General features: G+C 71.7%; 14 protein-coding genes. 6 read left to right on the top strand and 8 right to left on the bottom strand.

The window, feature by feature from the left end; translation table 11 throughout:
• The first annotated feature begins 263 nt into the window (after window positions 1-263).
• The 6 genes from tkt (at window position 264) to pgl (ending at window position 8,748) form a co-directional block, all read left to right on the top strand.
• Window positions 264-2,402 (top strand): transketolase, encoded by a 2,139-nt coding sequence (gene tkt / locus C1A38_RS15470; RefSeq protein WP_102658517.1) that lies wholly within the window; start codon window positions 264-266, stop codon window positions 2,400-2,402.
• Window positions 2,403-2,419: 17 nt separating this feature from the next.
• Window positions 2,420-3,577, top strand: coding sequence for a transaldolase (gene tal, locus C1A38_RS15475; RefSeq protein WP_102658518.1), 1,158 nt, complete (start codon window positions 2,420-2,422; stop codon window positions 3,575-3,577).
• A 48-nt stretch (window positions 3,578-3,625) separates the two neighbouring features.
• Complete coding sequence (locus C1A38_RS15480; protein WP_102658519.1) at window positions 3,626-5,263, top strand: glucose-6-phosphate isomerase; 1,638 nt, start codon at window positions 3,626-3,628, stop codon at window positions 5,261-5,263.
• 97 nt (window positions 5,264-5,360) lie between these two features.
• Window positions 5,361-6,875, top strand: coding sequence for a glucose-6-phosphate dehydrogenase (gene zwf, locus C1A38_RS15485; RefSeq protein ID WP_102658520.1), 1,515 nt, complete (start codon window positions 5,361-5,363; stop codon window positions 6,873-6,875).
• Between the two features lie 31 nt (window positions 6,876-6,906).
• On the top strand, window positions 6,907-7,923 hold the full coding sequence (locus C1A38_RS15490; RefSeq protein WP_102658521.1) for a glucose-6-phosphate dehydrogenase assembly protein OpcA: 1,017 nt from the start codon (window positions 6,907-6,909) through the stop codon (window positions 7,921-7,923).
• Between the two features lie 60 nt (window positions 7,924-7,983).
• Window positions 7,984-8,748, top strand: coding sequence for a 6-phosphogluconolactonase (gene pgl, locus C1A38_RS15495; protein WP_102658522.1), 765 nt, complete (start codon window positions 7,984-7,986; stop codon window positions 8,746-8,748).
• A gap of 102 nt (window positions 8,749-8,850) precedes the next feature.
• On the opposite strand, the gene C1A38_RS15500 is transcribed toward pgl, so the two are convergent.
• The 8 genes from C1A38_RS15500 to rapZ all read right to left on the bottom strand — a co-directional run bounded on the left by C1A38_RS15500 (window position 8,851) and on the right by rapZ (window position 15,977).
• The gene (locus C1A38_RS15500) at window positions 8,851-9,195 is read right to left on the bottom strand and encodes an RNA polymerase-binding protein RbpA (RefSeq protein ID WP_102658523.1); all 345 of its coding nucleotides are present in this window, start codon (window positions 9,193-9,195) and stop codon (window positions 8,851-8,853) included.
• 136 nt (window positions 9,196-9,331) lie between these two features.
• Entirely contained in the window at window positions 9,332-9,586 is a 255-nt protein-coding gene (secG, locus tag C1A38_RS15505; protein ID WP_102658524.1) for a preprotein translocase subunit SecG, read from the bottom strand.
• A gap of 95 nt (window positions 9,587-9,681) precedes the next feature.
• Window positions 9,682-10,473: a triose-phosphate isomerase gene (gene tpiA / locus C1A38_RS15510; RefSeq protein ID WP_102658525.1), complete on the bottom strand. Its 792-nt coding sequence runs from the start codon at window positions 10,471-10,473 to the stop codon at window positions 9,682-9,684.
• A complete protein-coding gene (locus C1A38_RS15515; RefSeq protein WP_102658526.1) occupies window positions 10,473-11,696 on the bottom strand; it encodes a phosphoglycerate kinase in 1,224 nt (407 codons plus the stop codon). The genes tpiA and C1A38_RS15515 overlap by 1 nt, the downstream gene beginning before the upstream one ends.
• A gap of 31 nt (window positions 11,697-11,727) precedes the next feature.
• Window positions 11,728-12,732 carry a type I glyceraldehyde-3-phosphate dehydrogenase gene (gene gap, locus C1A38_RS15520; protein ID WP_102658527.1) on the bottom strand — a complete coding sequence of 335 codons (1,005 nt, stop codon included), beginning with the start codon at window positions 12,730-12,732 and terminating at the stop codon, window positions 11,728-11,730.
• 324 nt (window positions 12,733-13,056) lie between these two features.
• Window positions 13,057-14,037 (bottom strand): DNA-binding protein WhiA, encoded by a 981-nt coding sequence (gene whiA, locus C1A38_RS15525; protein WP_013734954.1) that lies wholly within the window; start codon window positions 14,035-14,037, stop codon window positions 13,057-13,059.
• A 54-nt stretch (window positions 14,038-14,091) separates the two neighbouring features.
• A complete protein-coding gene (locus tag C1A38_RS15530) occupies window positions 14,092-15,066 on the bottom strand; it encodes a gluconeogenesis factor YvcK family protein (protein WP_102658528.1) in 975 nt (324 codons plus the stop codon).
• Complete coding sequence (gene rapZ / locus C1A38_RS15535) at window positions 15,063-15,977, bottom strand: RNase adapter RapZ (protein WP_102658529.1); 915 nt, start codon at window positions 15,975-15,977, stop codon at window positions 15,063-15,065. Before rapZ ends, C1A38_RS15530 begins: the two co-directional genes overlap by 4 nt.
• Window positions 15,978-15,997 lie beyond the last annotated feature (20 nt).

The raw sequence follows: 15,997 nt of genomic DNA on the forward strand, positions 1-15,997 counted from the left end.
GCGTCGCCAGGGGAGATCGGGCGGTCGGACCCGTCGGATCCACACACAACCGCCCCACACACTACGCGTTGTCGTTTTGGCTGCCCGGGCGACCCGGCAACGGTGCGAACCGTCACACCGAAGGCTGATCGTCCCAGCTGAACCGGCCGGCCGGGGCGAACCGTACAGACCAGCATGCTGAGATCCTCGGGCGCACGTTCCGGGACGCTCGATAGGGTCACCAGTGAGGGTTCCGCCCATCTCGCCGAGGAGCACTAACCACCGTGGCTGCCAAACGACCCGAGCACCCCGCACTTGACTGGTCCGACCTCGACCGCCGTGCCGTGGACACCGTCCGCGTGCTGGCCATGGACGCCGTGGAGAAATCCGGCAACGGCCACCCCGGTACGGCGATGAGTCTCGCCCCCGCGGCATACCTGTTGTTCAACCGGGTCATGCGGCACAACCCGGCCGACCCGTCGTGGCCCGGTCGGGACCGCTTCGTGCTGTCCGCCGGCCACTCCAGCCTGACGCTGTACATCCAGCTCTTCCTGGCCGGCTACCCGCTCAGCCTGGACGACCTGAAGTCGCTGCGGCAGTGGGGCTCGCTCACCCCGGGCCACCCGGAGCACGGGCACACCCCGGGCGTGGAGACCACCACCGGCCCGCTCGGGCAGGGTCTGGGCAACGCCGTCGGCATGGCCATGGCGGCGCGCCGCGAGCGTGGTCTGTTCGACCCCGAGACCGAGCCGGGCGAGTCGGTGTTCGACCACCACATCTGGTGCATCGCCTCCGACGGTGACATCGAGGAGGGCATCAGCCACGAGGCCAGCGCCCTCGCCGGTCACCAGCAGCTGGGCAACCTCTGCGTGATCTACGACGACAACGAGATCTCGATCGAGGACGACACCCGCATCGCGATGAGCGAGGACGTGTCGGCCCGCTACGCCGCGTACGGCTGGCACGTGCAGACGGTCGACTGGCGACGTGGCGACGCCGACCAGGGCGACTACCACGAGAACGTCGAGGAGCTGTACGCGGCGCTGCTGGCCGCCAGGGCGGAGACCGGCCGCCCGTCGTTCATCGCGCTGCGCACCATCATCGGCTGGCCGGCACCGAACAAGCAGAACACCGGCAAGATCCACGGCTCGGCGCTCGGCGCCGACGAGGTGGCCGCCACCAAGGAGATCCTCGGCTTCGACCCGGCCGGTTCGTTCGAGGTCACCGAGGAGGTGCTCGCCCACACCCGGGGTGCCCTGCGCCGCGGCGAGGCCGAGCAGCAGGAGTGGACCACCGCCTTCGGCGCCTGGTCCGAGGCCAACCCGCAGCGTCGCGCGCTCTACGACCGGCTGGCCGCGCGGGCCCTGCCGGAGGGCTGGACGGAGGCGCTGCCGGAGTTCCCGGCCGACGCCAAGGGCGTGGCCACCCGGGCCGCCTCGGGCAAGGTGCTGGGCGCCCTCGCCCCGGTGCTGCCCGAGCTGTGGGGTGGCTCCGCCGACCTGGCCGAGAGCAACAACACCACGATGAAGGGCGAGCCCTCCTTCGTGCCGAGCCAGTACGCCACCAAGGAGTTCCCCGGCCACGAGTACGGCCGCACGCTGCACTTCGGCATCCGTGAGCACGCCATGGGCGCGATCCTCAACGGCATCGCCCTGCACGGCGGCACCCGCCCGTACGGCGGCACCTTCCTGGTGTTCAGCGACTACATGCGGCCCTCGGTACGGCTGGCCGCACTGATGAAGCTGCCGGTGACCTACGTCTGGACGCACGACTCGATCGGTCTCGGCGAGGACGGCCCGACCCACCAGCCGGTGGAGCACCTGACCGCGCTGCGCGCCATCCCCGGCCTGGACGTCGTCCGCCCGGCCGACGCCAACGAGACGGTCTGGGCGTGGCGGCAGGCCCTGGAGCACACCGACCGGCCGACCGCGCTGGCGTTGAGCCGCCAGCCGCTGCCGACCCTGGACCGCTCCCAGCTGGCCGGCGCGGACGGCGTCGCCAAGGGCGGCTACGTGCTGGCCGAGGCGTCCAACGGCAAGCCGCAGGTGATCATCATCGGCACCGGCTCCGAGGTGCAGCTCTGCCTGACCGCCCGGGAGCGGCTGGAGGCCGACGGCACCCCGACCCGGGTGGTGTCGATGCCCTGCCAGGAGTGGTTCTTCGAGCAGGACGAGGCGTACCGGGAGTCGGTGCTGCCGCGCGGGGTAAAGGCCCGGGTGAGCGTGGAGGCGGGCATCGCGATGTCCTGGCGCGGAATCGTCGGTGACTGCGGCGAGAGCGTCAGCCTGGAGCACTACGGCGCCAGCGCCCCGCACTCGGTGCTGTTCGAGCAGTTCGGCTTCACCCCTGACCGGATCGTCGCCGCCGCGCACGCGGCGCTGACCCGCGTCGGGGACATCACCGGTTTCACCACCGGCAACTGAGGGGAGCGTTGGCGCACATGACGACCGACAGGCTTGGTGAGCTGTCCGCCGCGAAGGTGGCGGTCTGGCTCGACGACCTTTCCCGGGTACGACTGTCCTCCGGTGGGCTGGACCAGCTGCGCCGGGACAAGCACGTGGTCGGGGTGACCACCAACCCGACGATCTTCGCCAAGGCGTTGAGCGACGCCGACACCTACGACGGGCAGCTGCGTGACCTGGCCGTGCGGGGTGTCGACGTCGAGGAGGCGGTCCGCATGCTCACCACGTACGACGTGCGGTGGGCCTGCGACGTGATGCGTCCGGCGTACGACGCCAGCGGCGGGGTCGACGGCCGGGTCTCCATCGAGGTGGACCCGCGGCTGGCCCACGAGGCGGAGCGCACCGTGGCCGAGGCCAAGGCGCTGTGGTGGCTGGTCGACCGGCCGAACCTGTTCATCAAGATCCCGGCGACCCAGGACGGCCTGCCGGCGATCACCGCCACGCTGGCCGAGGGGATCAGCGTCAACGTGACGCTGATCTTCGGGCTGGACCGCTACTCGCAGGTGATGGAGGCCTTCCTCGCCGGTATGGAGCAGGCCAGGGCCAACGGCCACGACCTGTCCAAGATCGCCTCGGTGGCCTCGTTCTTCGTCTCCCGCGTCGACAGCGAGGTGGACAAGCGGCTGGAGAAGATCGGCTCGGACGAGGCCAAGGGGCTGCGCGGCAAGGCCGCCGTGGCCAACGCCCGACTGGCGTACGAGCGTTACAGCGAGGTCTTCGGCAGCGACCGTTGGCAGGCCCTCGCCGACGCCGGGGCGCACCCACAGCGCCCGCTGTGGGCCTCCACCTCGACGAAGAACCCGGACTACCGGGACGTCATCTACGTCGAGGAGCTGATCGCCCCCGGAACGGTCAACACCATGCCGGAGGCGGTCATCCACGCCTACGCTGAGCACGGCGAGACCCGTCCCGACACCGTCACCGACGCGTACGACGACGCCCGGCAGGTCTTCGAGCGGCTCGCCGCGGTCGGCGTCGACATGGCCGACGTGATCGAGACGCTGGAACGTGAGGGCGTGGAGAAGTTCGAAGCCAGCTGGCAGGAGCTGCTCGACGGCGTACGCAAGTCGTTGGTCGCCGCTGCCCAGGGCACCGGTCACCCGGGTGGTGCCGCGCAGGCCGGAGGAGCTGCGTGACGGTTCGCCCCGGCGTCGCTCACGCCGCCGCCCGCGACGGGCGGCGGCGTGGGTGATCTGCTGGCCGCACCGGTCGAGGCCGCTGGCGGTCTCGCGGTGCACGGCGCGCGGGCGGTGGACGCCGGCGCACCGGCGTCCACCCGGCAGGCGTTCGTCGACGCCGACGTGCCGCGCCGGCTGGTCGCCAGGGATCCGACGCTGTGGGGTCCGCACGCGGTCGGCCGGCTCGGCTGGCTGGACGCCCACCGGCGGGGCCGCGAGCTGCTCCCCCAGCTCGCCGAGCTGAGCGCGGAGCTGGCCGACCTGGATCACGTGGTGCTCGCCGGCCCGGGTGGCCCGTCGCTCGCGACGCAGGTCGTCGCCCGGACCACCGGTCGGGCGCTGACCGTGCTCGACACCACCGACCCTGGTCGGGTACGCGCCACGCTGGCCGACCGGCTGGCCCGCACCGTCGTCGTGCTGGCCGGCGCGTCCGGCAGCACGCTGGCGGCCGACTGTCTCCGGCGCGCCTACCGGCAGGCGTTCCTCGACTCGGGGATGGCCGAGTCGGAGGTGGGGCGGCACTTCGTCGTGGTCACCGATCCGGGCTCGCCGCTGGCGGCGGTCGCCGCCGAACTCGGCGCGATCACCGTGCCCGCCGACCCCGAGGTCGACGGGGGCTTCGCGGCGCTGACCGCGTACGCGTTGGTCCCCTGCGCGCTCGCCGGGGTCGCGGTGGCCGACCTGCTCGACCAGGCCGAGGAGTTCGCGGCCACACTGGACGGTGCCGACGCGAATCCGGGCCTGGCGCTCGGTGCGGCGCTGGCCACCGCCGCCACGACCGGACGGGACACGGTCGTCCTGGTCGACGACGGCACCGGCGTCGAAGGGCTGGGCGACTGGGTCGGGCAGTTGCTCGCCGAGTCCACCGGCAAGGACGGGCTCGGTCTCCTGCCGGTGGTGGTCGAGTCACCGGACAGCCCTCGCCTGACCGGCCCCGACCGACTCACCGTCAGCTACGGCGGCGCGCTCGCCGCGGGTGACCTGCCGGCCCTCGGCGTCACCCCCGACATCGCGGTGAACGGCCCGCTCGGCGCCCACTTCCTGGCCTGGCAGTACGCCACCGCCCTGGCCGCCGACGTGCTCGGGGTGGACCCGTTCGACCGGCCGGACGTGACCGCGGCCGACGAGCACACCGCCGCCGTGCTGGCGCACCGCCCGCCGGCACCGACACCGTCGTCGGTCGAGAGCACGATCGAGGTGTACGCCCCGGCGGGCACACCGGCGGACCTGACCGGCGCGCTCCGGCACCTGCTGTCCGGGCTGGACGACGGCGGCTACCTGGCGGTCACGGCGTACCTCGACCAGCACGCCGACGCCGACGCGGCCCGGCTGCGTCCATTGCTGGCGCAGCTCACCGCCCGGCCGGTCACCTTCGACTGGGGGCCACGCCACCGGCACGCCGCCGGTCAGTACCACAACGGTGGCCCACGGTTGGGTAGCTTTCTTCAGATAACCGGTACGGTCGATGTTGATCTGCCGGTGCCCGGCGAGCCGTACTCCTTCGGTGAGTTGCAGGCGGCGCAGGCCGCCGGCGACCGGCAGGCCCTGGCCGGTCACGAGCGTCCGCTGTTACGGCTGCACCTGACCAACCGATCGGCGGGCCTGGCCCAACTGCTCGACGCGGTCGGATCGCTGCGGGCATGACGATGAACGATGTGGACGACCAGGATCGGGAAGGCACCGTGAGCGCGAGGAGTGAGCCGATCCTGCGAGCCCCGCAGTCGCGAACAGAGGAGACAGAGTGAACCCGCTGCGCGACCCGCAGGACCGGCGACTGCCCCGGATCCCGGAGCCCTGCGCTCTGGTGATCTTCGGGGTGACCGGCGACCTGGCCCAGAAGAAGCTGATCCCGGCGGTCTACGACCTGGCCAACCGGGGGCTGTTGCCGCCCGGGTTCGTGGTCGTCGGGTTCGCCCGGCGGGACTGGGCCGACGGTGACTTCGCGACGCTGGCCCGGGAGGCGGCCAAGGCACACTCGCGCACACCGTGGCGCGAGGAGGTCTGGTCACGGCTGGAACACAACATCAAGTTCGTCGGCGGCTCGTTCGACGACGACACCGCCTTCGACCGGCTCACCCAGTGCCTGAACGGCCTGCGTGACAGCCACGGCATCCACGGCAACGTGGCGTTCTACTTCTCCATTCCACCGGCCGCGTTCCCGGTGGTGCTCAAGCAGTTGGCCCGTACCGGGATGGCCGACAACGACAAGTGCGGCGGCTGGCGCCGGGTGGTGGTGGAGAAGCCGTTCGGGCACGACCTGCCGTCGGCGAAGGCCCTCAACGACCTGGTGGACGACGTGTTCACCCGACGCGACGTGTTCCGCATCGACCACTACCTGGGCAAGGAAACCGTCCAGAACATCCTCGCCCTGCGCTTCGCCAACAGCCTCTTCGAGCCGTTGTGGAACTCGCAGTACGTCGACTCGGTGCAGATCACCATGGCCGAGGACGTCGGCATCGGCTCCCGGGCCGGCTTCTACGACTCCGTCGGCACCGCCCGCGACGTGTTGCAGAACCACCTGCTGCAACTGCTCGCCCTGGTCGCCATGGAGGAGCCGACCAGCTTCGACGCCGACGAGATCCGGGCCGAGAAGCTCAAGGTGCTCAAGGCCATCACCCTGCCCAAGGACGTCAGCCAGGGCACCGTACGCGGGCAGTACCTGCCCGGCTGGGTCGGCGGCCAACGCGCCAAGGGCTACCTGGAAGAGGACGGCGTCCCGCCGACCTCGACCACCGAGACGTACGTGGCGGTGCGGCTGGGCATCCAGAACCGCCGCTGGGCCGAGGTGCCGTTCTACATCCGGGCCGGCAAGCGCCTGCCCCGGCGGGTGACCGAGGTCGCGGTGATGTTCAAGCGGGCACCGCACCTGCCGTTCACCCCCACCGACATGGAGATGCTCGGCAACAACCAGCTGGTCATCCGGGTCCAGCCGGACGAGGGCGTGGTGCTCAAGTTCGGGTCCAAGGTGCCCGGCACCACGATGGAGGTCCGCGACATCGCGATGGACTTCCAGTACGGCGAGGCGTTCACCGAGTCCAGCCCCGAGGCGTACGAGCGGCTCGTGCTGGACGTGCTGATCGGCGACCGGACGCTGTTCCCGGACGCCGCCGAGGTCGAGCAGAGCTGGGCCGTGGTGGACCCGCTGGAACACGCCTGGGAGGGCACCAAGCCCGAGCCCTACCGGGCCGGCGAGTGGGGTCCCCGCGCCGCCGACACGATGCTGGCCCGCGAAGGCCGGGCCTGGCGGCGGGCGTGACCGGGCACCACGAGCGAACCTGGAGGCTCCGTTGATCGGACTGTGGGACACCACCGGCAACGAGGTGGTCAAGGCACTCGCCGCCGAGCGGCGCAGCGCCGGTGGGGTGGCCAGCGGCATGGCGCTGACCCTGATCGTGGTGGTCGACGAGAAGCGGGTACGCGACGCGGAGGCGGCAGCCACCATCGCCGCCGCCGCGCACCCGTGCCGGCTGCTGGTGGTCGTACGCTCCGATCTGGAACGCGACCGCAGCCGGCTCGACGCGGAGATCGTCGTCGGCGGGCGGCTGGGCCCCTGCGAGGCGGTCGTCATGCGGATGTACGGCCGGCTGGCGTTGCACGCCGAGTCGGTGGTGATGCCGCTGCTGGTGCCGGACGTGCCGGTGGTGACCTGGTGGCACGGCGAGCCGCCGGCGGAGATCGCCACCGACTTCCTCGGTGTGGTCGCCGACCGGCGGATCACCGACTCGGCCCAGGCCGCCGACCCGATCGAGGCGCTGCGGCAACGTGCCCGCGACTACGCGCCCGGCGACACCGATCTCGCCTGGACCCGGATCACCCCGTGGCGGGCCGTGGTGGCGGGTGCCTTCGACACCACCGAGGCGCAGCTGGTCGACGCGGCGGTGGTCGCGCCGCCGAGCGACCCGACGGCTGCGCTGATGCGCGGCTGGTTGCGCAGCCGGTTGGGCATCAAGCCCCGCTGGGAGCGGACCAAGGAGTTCCCCCGGATGCGCGAGGTGCAGCTGCGCTGCGCCAACAGCGACGAGCTGACGCTGACCCGGGACGACAACGTGGCCATCTTCCGGCGTACCGGCCAGGAGGACCGCATCCTGCCGCTGGTCCGTCGGCCGCTCGGCGACGAGTTGGCCGAGGAGCTGCGCCGGCTCGGCCCCGACCAGGTGTACGCGGAGGCGCTGGGTGCCTTCGCCGGGCTGACCACCCTCGACCGTCGTCCCGGCCAGCGGGTGCACGTCTGGAAGGACCCGGCCACCGCCGAGCGGGCCGAGGCCGGTGTCACCGCGCACACGTCGACAAGCGCTCAACCCTGACCGATCCCACCCCGGGGTACGGCACGACACCGACCGCTGTGACGGTCGTGGAAGGACACCATGAGTGAGGCGAGTGTCGCCGTACACGCCGATGCCGATCTGCTGGCACAGGCGGTGGCGGCGCGGTTGGTGGTGAAGCTGCTCGACGCGCAGGCCGAGCGCGGGCAGGCGGCGGTGGTGCTCACCGGCGGTCGGATCGCCGCCGCCGTCTACCGGGCCGTTGGCGCTCTGCCAGCGAAGGATGCGGTGGACTGGTCCCGGGTCGACTTCTGGTGGGGTGACGAACGGTTCCTGCCCGCCGGTGACCCGGAGCGCAACGAGACCCAGGCCCGCGCGGCGCTGCTCGACGCGTTGCCGGTGGCGCCGGAGCGGATCCACCCGATGCCGCCCTCCGACGCCGGTCTCGACCCGGAGGAGGCCGCCGCACAGTACGCGGCCGAACTGGCCCGGGCCGCCCGGCCCGGCACCGCCGCGCTCCCCCACTTCGACGTGCTGATGCTCGGCGTCGGCGAGGACGGGCACGTCGCCTCGGTCTTCCCCGAGCACCCGGTGCACTACGAGAGCCGCCCGGTCAGCGCGGTACGGGGCAGCCCGAAGCCGCCACCGGTGCGGATCACCCTCACCCTGCCGACGATCAACACGGCCGAGGAGGTGTGGCTGGTCGCCGGTGGCGCGGACAAGGCGCACGCGGTGGGCATGGCCCTGGCCGGCGCCGGCCCGGTGCAGATCCCCGCAGCCGGTGTGCAGGGCACCAGCCGCACCCTGTGGCTGCTGGACCGCGCCGCCGCAGCCACCGTCCCCGCCCGCTTCCGCAGCCTGCGGTGAAAGGAAGGGCCCCTTATTAACGCCTCGCGTAGTAAAGGGGCCCCCTCCTAACATCGCCTGGCGGAACGGTGACGCGCAGGCGGAGCGACGCTCAGGCGGGGCTCAGCGGCCGCCACGCCGGTTGCGCAGGGCGGCGAGAGCCTCGGCGAGGATCGCCTCCCCCTCGGCGTCGGTACGCCGCTCCTTCACGTACGCCAGGTGGGTCTTGTAGGGCTCGGCGCGGACCCGGCCGGGCGGGTCCTGGGCGTCGGGGCCGGCCGGCAGCCCGCAGCGGGGGCAGTCCCACAGCTCCGGGGCCGCCGCGTCGGCGGCGATACGGATGTCGGTGCGGTGCCCGTTGCGGCACCAGAAGCTGACCGACCGGCACGGCACCGGCCGGTGGCGTTCGGGGTGGCGTGGCGGCGCTGACCCGACTCGGGCGCCCCGGATGACGTTGCCGTTCGACACGGCGCTCGCTCCTGTCGTCGGAGGGGACCGCCATCCAGTGGTGGACGGCGGGCGACGCGGTGCAGCGGGTGAAACGGACTGCGCGCGGCCCGTCGATGACGGACCGCGCGCAGATTGTACGACTGGCGGCGCCTGATCAGACGCCCACCTGCAACCGGAGCCAGAGGCCGAGCCCGACGATGCAGGCGAACCAGACGATGCCCACCAGCACGGTGTAGCGGTCGAGGTTCTTCTCAGCCACTGACGACCCGGCCAGGCTGGAGCTGACGCCACCGCCGAACATGCTGGACATCCCACCACCCTTACCGCGGTGCAGCAGAATAAGCAGGACGAGCATGAAGCTCGTGATGACCAGCAACACGATCAACGTGTAGGCGAACCAGATCGGCATGGCGGGGGTCAGTCCTCTCGTTACGATCCTCGCCCGGGCAGTTCGGGCACGGCGGCACCGACCGGCGGACGGGCGGAGTCAAGGATAGCGAGCGATCAGCCGGTGATGTGCTCCGGGAACCGGCAGATCTTCGCGAACTCCTCGGCGTCGAGGCTGGCACCGCCCACCAGAGCGCCGTCCACGTCCGGCTGCGCCATGATCGACGCCACGTTCGAGGACTTCACCGAGCCGCCGTAGAGGACCCGTACCTGGTCCGCGGTGCCCTGGTCGAAGGTCTCGGCGAGCCGGGTACGCAGCGCGCCGCACACCTCCTGGGCGTCCTCGGGGGTGGCGGTCTTGCCGGTGCCGATCGCCCAGACCGGCTCGTAGGCCACCACGACCTTGGTCACCTGCTCGGCGGAGAGCCCCTTGAGCGCCGCGTCGAGCTGCGCGGTGCAGTGCGCGACCTGCCCGCCCTGCTCCCGGACGTCGAGCCCCTCCCCCACGCAGAGGATCGGGGTGAGCCCGTTGGCCAGCGCGGCCTGCACCTTGGCACCCACCAGCGCGTCGTCCTCGCGGTGGTACTCCCGCCGCTCGGAGTGCCCGACCACCACGTACGTGCAGCCGAGCTTGGCCAGCATCGACCCGGCGACCTCGCCGGTGTAGGCGCCCGAGGCGTGCGCGGAGAGGTCCTGCGCCCCGTAGCCGATCAGCAGCTTGTCGCCCTCCACGACGGTCTGCACCGTCCGCAGGTCGGTGAACGGCGGCAGGACCACCGTCTCCACCTCGGTGAGCTGCTTCTCGGTGAGGCTGGCCGCCAGCTTCTGCACCAGCAGGTTGGCCTCGAGGTGGTTGAGGTTCATCTTCCAGTTGCCGGCCATCAGGGGCCGGCGGGGAGCGCTCGCCATCAGTTCTCCAGGGCCGCGATGCCGGGGAGGGTCTTGCCCTCCAGGTACTCCAGGGAGGCGCCGCCGCCGGTGGAGATGTGTCCGAAGGACTTCTCGTCCAGGCCCAGGGCCCGCACCGCGGCGGCCGAGTCACCGCCACCGACGACGCTGAAGGCGTCGGACTCGGCGATCGCCTCGGCGACACCCCGGGTGCCGTTGGCGAACGCCGCCATCTCGAACACGCCCATCGGGCCGTTCCAGAAGATCGTCCGCGCGTTGGCCGTGCCGTCGGCCGACGAGCCGCGCAGCGCGGCGGCGAAGCCAGCCACCGTCTCCGGCCCGATGTCCAGGCCGACCCGGTGGCTGGGGATGCCGTTGGCCGGGACCACGTCGTGCGCGGCGTCCGGGGCGAAGGCGTCCGCGGCCACCACGTCGACCGGGAGCATGATCTTGCCCTCGGAGCGCTCCAGCAGGTTGCGGCAGGTCTCGACCATGTCCTTCTCCAGCAGCGAGGTGCCCACCTCGTGGCCCTGCGCCTTGAGGAAGGTGAAGCACATGCCGCCGCCGATGAGCAGCCGGTCGACCGTGGGCAGCAGCGCCTCGATCACCGCGAGCTTGTCGGAGACCTTGGAACCACCGAGCACCACGACGTACGGCCGCTCCGGGTTGCCGGTGAGCGTGGAGAGCACCTCCACCTCGCGCAGCACCAGGCGACCGGCGACGTGCGGCAGCCGCGCCGGCACGTCGTAGACGCTTGCGTGCTTGCGGTGCACCGCACCGAAGGCGTCGTCGACGTACGCGTCACCGAACGCGGCGAGCTGGTCGGCGAACGCACCCCGCTCGGCGTCGTCCTTGCTGGTCTCCCCCTTGTTGAACCGGAGGTTCTCCAGCAGCGCGACCTCGCCGTCGGCAAGCGCCGACACGGTCGCCTGAGCGGACTCGCCGATGGTGTCGGTGGCGAAGTGCACCGGGGCGCCGAGCAGCTCACCCAGCCGCCCGGCAACCGGACTGAGGCTGAACTGCGGGTCCGGGCTGCCCTTCGGGCGGCCCAGGTGCGAGCAGACGACCACCTTGGCGCCGGCCTCGGTGAGCGCACCCAGGGTCGGCAGGACGGCCCGGATGCGGCCGTCGTCGGTGATGGCACCGGTCTGCTTGTCGAGCGGGACGTTCAGGTCGGCGCGCACCAGCACGCGCCGACCCGACACCCCCTCGGCGAGCAGATCGTCGAGGGTACGGATGCTCACGGAGCTAGCCTCCCGTTCGTGAGCTGCTCGCTCACAGCGACTGACCGACCAGCTTGACGAGGTCGACGAGGCGGTTGGAGTAGCCCCACTCGTTGTCGTACCAGCCGACGACCTTGACCTGGTTGCCGATGACCTTGGTCAGCGGCGCGTCGAAGATGCACGACGCCGGGTCGGTGACGATGTCGGCGGAGACGATCGGGTCCTCGTTGTAGGTGAGGATGCCCCGCAGCGGGCCCTCGGCGGCGGCCTTGAGCGCGGCGTTGACCTCGTCCACCGTGGTCTCCCGGCCGACGGTGACGGTGAGGTCGGTGGCCGAGCCGGTGGGGATCGGCACCCGCAGCGCGTACCCGTCGAGCTTGCCCTTGAGGTCCGGCAGCACCAGGCCGATGGCCTTGGCCGCACCGGTCGAGGTCGGCACGATGTTCAGCGCGGCGGCGCGGGCCCGACGCAGGTCGGAGTGCGGCGCGTCCTGCAGGTTCTGGTCCTGGGTGTACGCGTGGATGGTGGTCATCAGACCCTGCTGGATGCCGAACGTGTCGTGCAGCACCTTCGCCATCGGCGCGAGGCAGTTGGTGGTGCAGGAGGCGTTCGAGATGATGTTGTGCTTGGCCGGGTCGTACGAGCCCTCGTTGACGCCCATCACAACGGTGACGTCTTCGTTCTTGGCCGGCGCCGAGATGATGACCTTCTTGGCCCCGCCGTCGAGGTGCGCCTTGGCCTTGTTGGCGTCGGTGAAGAAGCCGGTGGACTCGATGACCACGTCGACGTTCAGGTCGCCCCACGGCAGGGCGGCCGGGTCACGCTCGGCGTACGCCTTGATGGTCTTGCCACCGACGGTGATCTCGTCGGCGGTCGCCTTCACCTCGTGCGGGAGGCGGCCCAGGATGCTGTCGTACTTGACAAGGTGGGCCAGCGTGGCGTTGTCGGTGAGGTCGTTGACGGCAACGACCTCCACGTCAGCGCCGGACGCCAGCACTGCCCGGAAGAAGTTACGGCCGATTCGGCCGAAGCCGTTGATGCCAACCCGGATGGTCACAGGTCCCATCTCCTCGCGTTCTGGTCCGCCGGCGTGGAGACCTTCGGCCGGCGAAGTGATGTGCGCCGACCGTTGGAGCCGGCCGTTGACGATTCATCTCGGCCACCCCGCCGCGGTCCGAGGGACCTGACCGCCCGAGGCGGTGGGTACGGCGGGTGCGCCGGTTCCGGCCCCCTTGCCGTACGCAAGCGACCCTATCCGAGCGCGTCGAGCCGCGCTGCGTCGGGTGGTTGCCCACCCACGCCACACGGGACGTCACACCGCGCCGACAGGGCGCGCCGGCGAAACACCGGCCCGCCCACGCCGGACGACCCCACCGTCCTATCAGACCACGAGCATGTCGGGCGTGACGGCCGCTTCGGTATCCGGGATGCCCAGGTCGCGTGCCCGTTTGTCGGCCAGCGCCAGCAACCGGCGGATCCGGCCGGCGATGGCGTCCTTGGTCAACGGCGGGTCTGCCAACGCGCCCAACTCCTCCAGGGACGCCTGCCGGTGCTCCAGCCGCAACCGACCCGCCGAGGTCAGGTGCTCCGGCGCGTCGTCGGCGAGAATCTCCAGCGCCCGGGTGACCCGGGCCGCCGCGGCCACCGCCGCCCGCGCCGAACGACGCAGGTTGGCGTCGTCGAAGTTGGCCAGCCGGTTGGCCGTGGCGCGTACCTCCCGGCGGACCCGACGTTCCTCCCAGGCCAGCACGCTGGCGTGGGCGCCTATGCGGGTGAGCAGCGCGGCGATGGCGTCGCCGTCCTTGACCACCACCCGGTCCACCCCGCGCACCTCACGGTTCTTGGCGGTGATGCCGATGCGGCGGGCCGCCCCGACCAGGGCCAGAGCCGACTCCGGCCCCGGGCAGGTGATCTCCAGGGCGCTGGAGCGGCCCGGCTCGGTCAGCGAGCCGTGCGCCATGAACGCGCCCCGCCAGGCGGAGACCGCGCAGCAGACGTTGGCGGCGACCACGTGCGGTGGCAGTCCCCGCACCGGTCGACCCCGCACGTCCAGCAGACCGGTCTGCCGGGCCAGCGCCTCGCCGTCCTTGACCACCCGGACGATGAAGTGGCTGCCCTTGCGCAACCCGCCGGAGGCCAACACGTGAATCTCACTCGGGTAGCCGTAGACCTCGGCGATCTCCCGGCGCAGCCGACGGGCCACCGCGCCGGTGTCCAGTTCCGCCTCCACCACCACCCGCCCGGAGACGATGTGCAGCCCACCGGCGAACCGCAGCAGCGCGGCCATCTCCGCCCGCCGGCAGCAGGGCTTGGGCACGTCGACCCGACTCAGCTCGTCCTTGACCGCAGCCGTCATCGCCATTGTGCGTCCCCTCACGGACCGGTTCCGGCGTGTCGCCGGAGATTACGTACGTGTCTAACGATCGGCGCCCAGTACGGGCACCAGCGCGGCGGCCAAGGCGGCCGGATCATGGCGGGGAGTGCCGTCGTCGACCGCTACCGGGGCGAGGACGAGTCGGGCTCCCAGCGATTCTGCCGCACGATCGACCGGGGCGGGATCACCGACCGCCTTGGAATCGGCGATCACGTAGTCGACCGTCAGCTCCGGCAGATACCACCGCAGCGCGGCGAGGTGGTCGGCGACGGACAGACCGAGCGTCTCCTGCTCGGCGGCGAGGTTGAGGGTGACCAGCCGACGAGCGGAACTGGCCAGGATCGCCGCGGCCAGCTGCGGTACCAGCAGGTGCGGCAGGACGCTTGTGTACCAGCTGCCCGGCCCGAATATCAACCAGTCGGCCGCACCGATCGCCGTGACCGCCTCCGGACAGGCCTCGGGGGCCTGCGGGGTGATCCGCAGCGACTCCACCCGACCGGTACTGACCGCGACCTGGTGCTGGCCGCGTACGGTGCGGACCTCATCGGGTCGATCCGGGTCCGTGCCACGCACCTGCGCCTCGATGTCGACCGGCTCGCAGGACATCGGCAGCACCCGACCGACCGCACCCAGCATCGCCGCGGCGTGTTCCAGCGCGGCCACCGGATCGCCCAGCAACTCCATCAGGCCGGAGATCACCAGATTGCCCACCGCGTGTCCGGCGAGCGCGTCAGGTCCGCCACCGGCAGTGGTCACCGCGGCGAAGCGGTGCTGGAACAGCCCGGCGCTGCGTCGGGTGGCCGGGTGGTCACCGGCCAGCGCGACCAACGCCTGCCGCAGGTCGCCCGGGGGCAGCCCACCCCGCTCGGCGCGCAGCCGCCCACTGGAACCGCCGTCGTCACCGACGGTCACCACCGCGGTGATGTCCAGATCCAGTTCGGGTGCGCAACGGCGTAACGCCCGCAGCGCGGCGGACAGGCCGTGCCCGCCGCCGAAGCTCACCACCCGGATCGTCATTCCCGCCCCAGATCCCGGTGCTGCGCGTTGGCGGCCAGGCCGGCACGCCGCAACCGGGCGGCCAACTCCTCGGCGATGGCCACGCTGCGGTGCTTGCCGCCGGTGCAACCCACCGCGACGGTCAGGTACCGCTTGCCCTCCCGCTCGAAGCCCGCGGTGGTGGCGCCCACGAGATCGGCGTACGCCGAGACGAAGGTGTCCGCACCCTCCTGCCCCAGCACGTACGCGCTGACCGCCTCCTCGCGGCCGGTGTGCTCCCGCAATTCCGGCACCCAGTACGGGTTGGGCAGGAAGCGGGCATCGAGCACGAAATCGGCATCCGGCGGCAGGCCGTACTTGAAGCCGAAGGAGATCACCGTGACCCGCAGCTTGCGGGCGTCCTCCCCACCGAACAGCTCCTCGATGCGCCGACGCAGCTGGTTGACGTTGAGGTGGCTGGTGTCGATGATCACGTCGGCCTGGTCGCGGGCCTCCTCCAGCAGGCCCCGCTCGACCGCAATGCCGTCGGCGAGCCGCCCGTCACCCTGCAACGGGTGGGAACGACGCACGCTCTCGAAACGGCGGATCAACACCTCGTCGTCGGCGTCGACGAAGACCACCCGGGGCGCGTACCCGCGCTCCTTGAGCTCCCGGATCGCCTCGGCCAGGTCCGTGGAAAAGGCCCGGGACCGCACGTCCAACACCATCGCCGTACGCCGGGCCGCCCCGCCCGCCTTCACCGCCAGCTCGGCCATGTCCAGCAGCAACGCCTGCGGCAGGTTGTCCACGACGTAGAAGCCGACGTTCTCCAGGGCTCGGGCGACGGTGCTGCGCCCACCACCGGACAGACCGGTGACCACGACAAGCGTGGTGTCCGTCTCCGCCGCCCCGGTGACGCCGACGTGATGACCGTTCGTGTGCGCCTCGCCCACCCATCAACCCCCAAGCTGTG

Origin of the sequence: Verrucosispora sp. ts21, from assembly GCF_002879555.1 — a bacterium.
In the GTDB taxonomy this organism is placed as follows: Bacteria; Actinomycetota; Actinomycetes; order Mycobacteriales; family Micromonosporaceae; genus Micromonospora; species Micromonospora gifhornensis.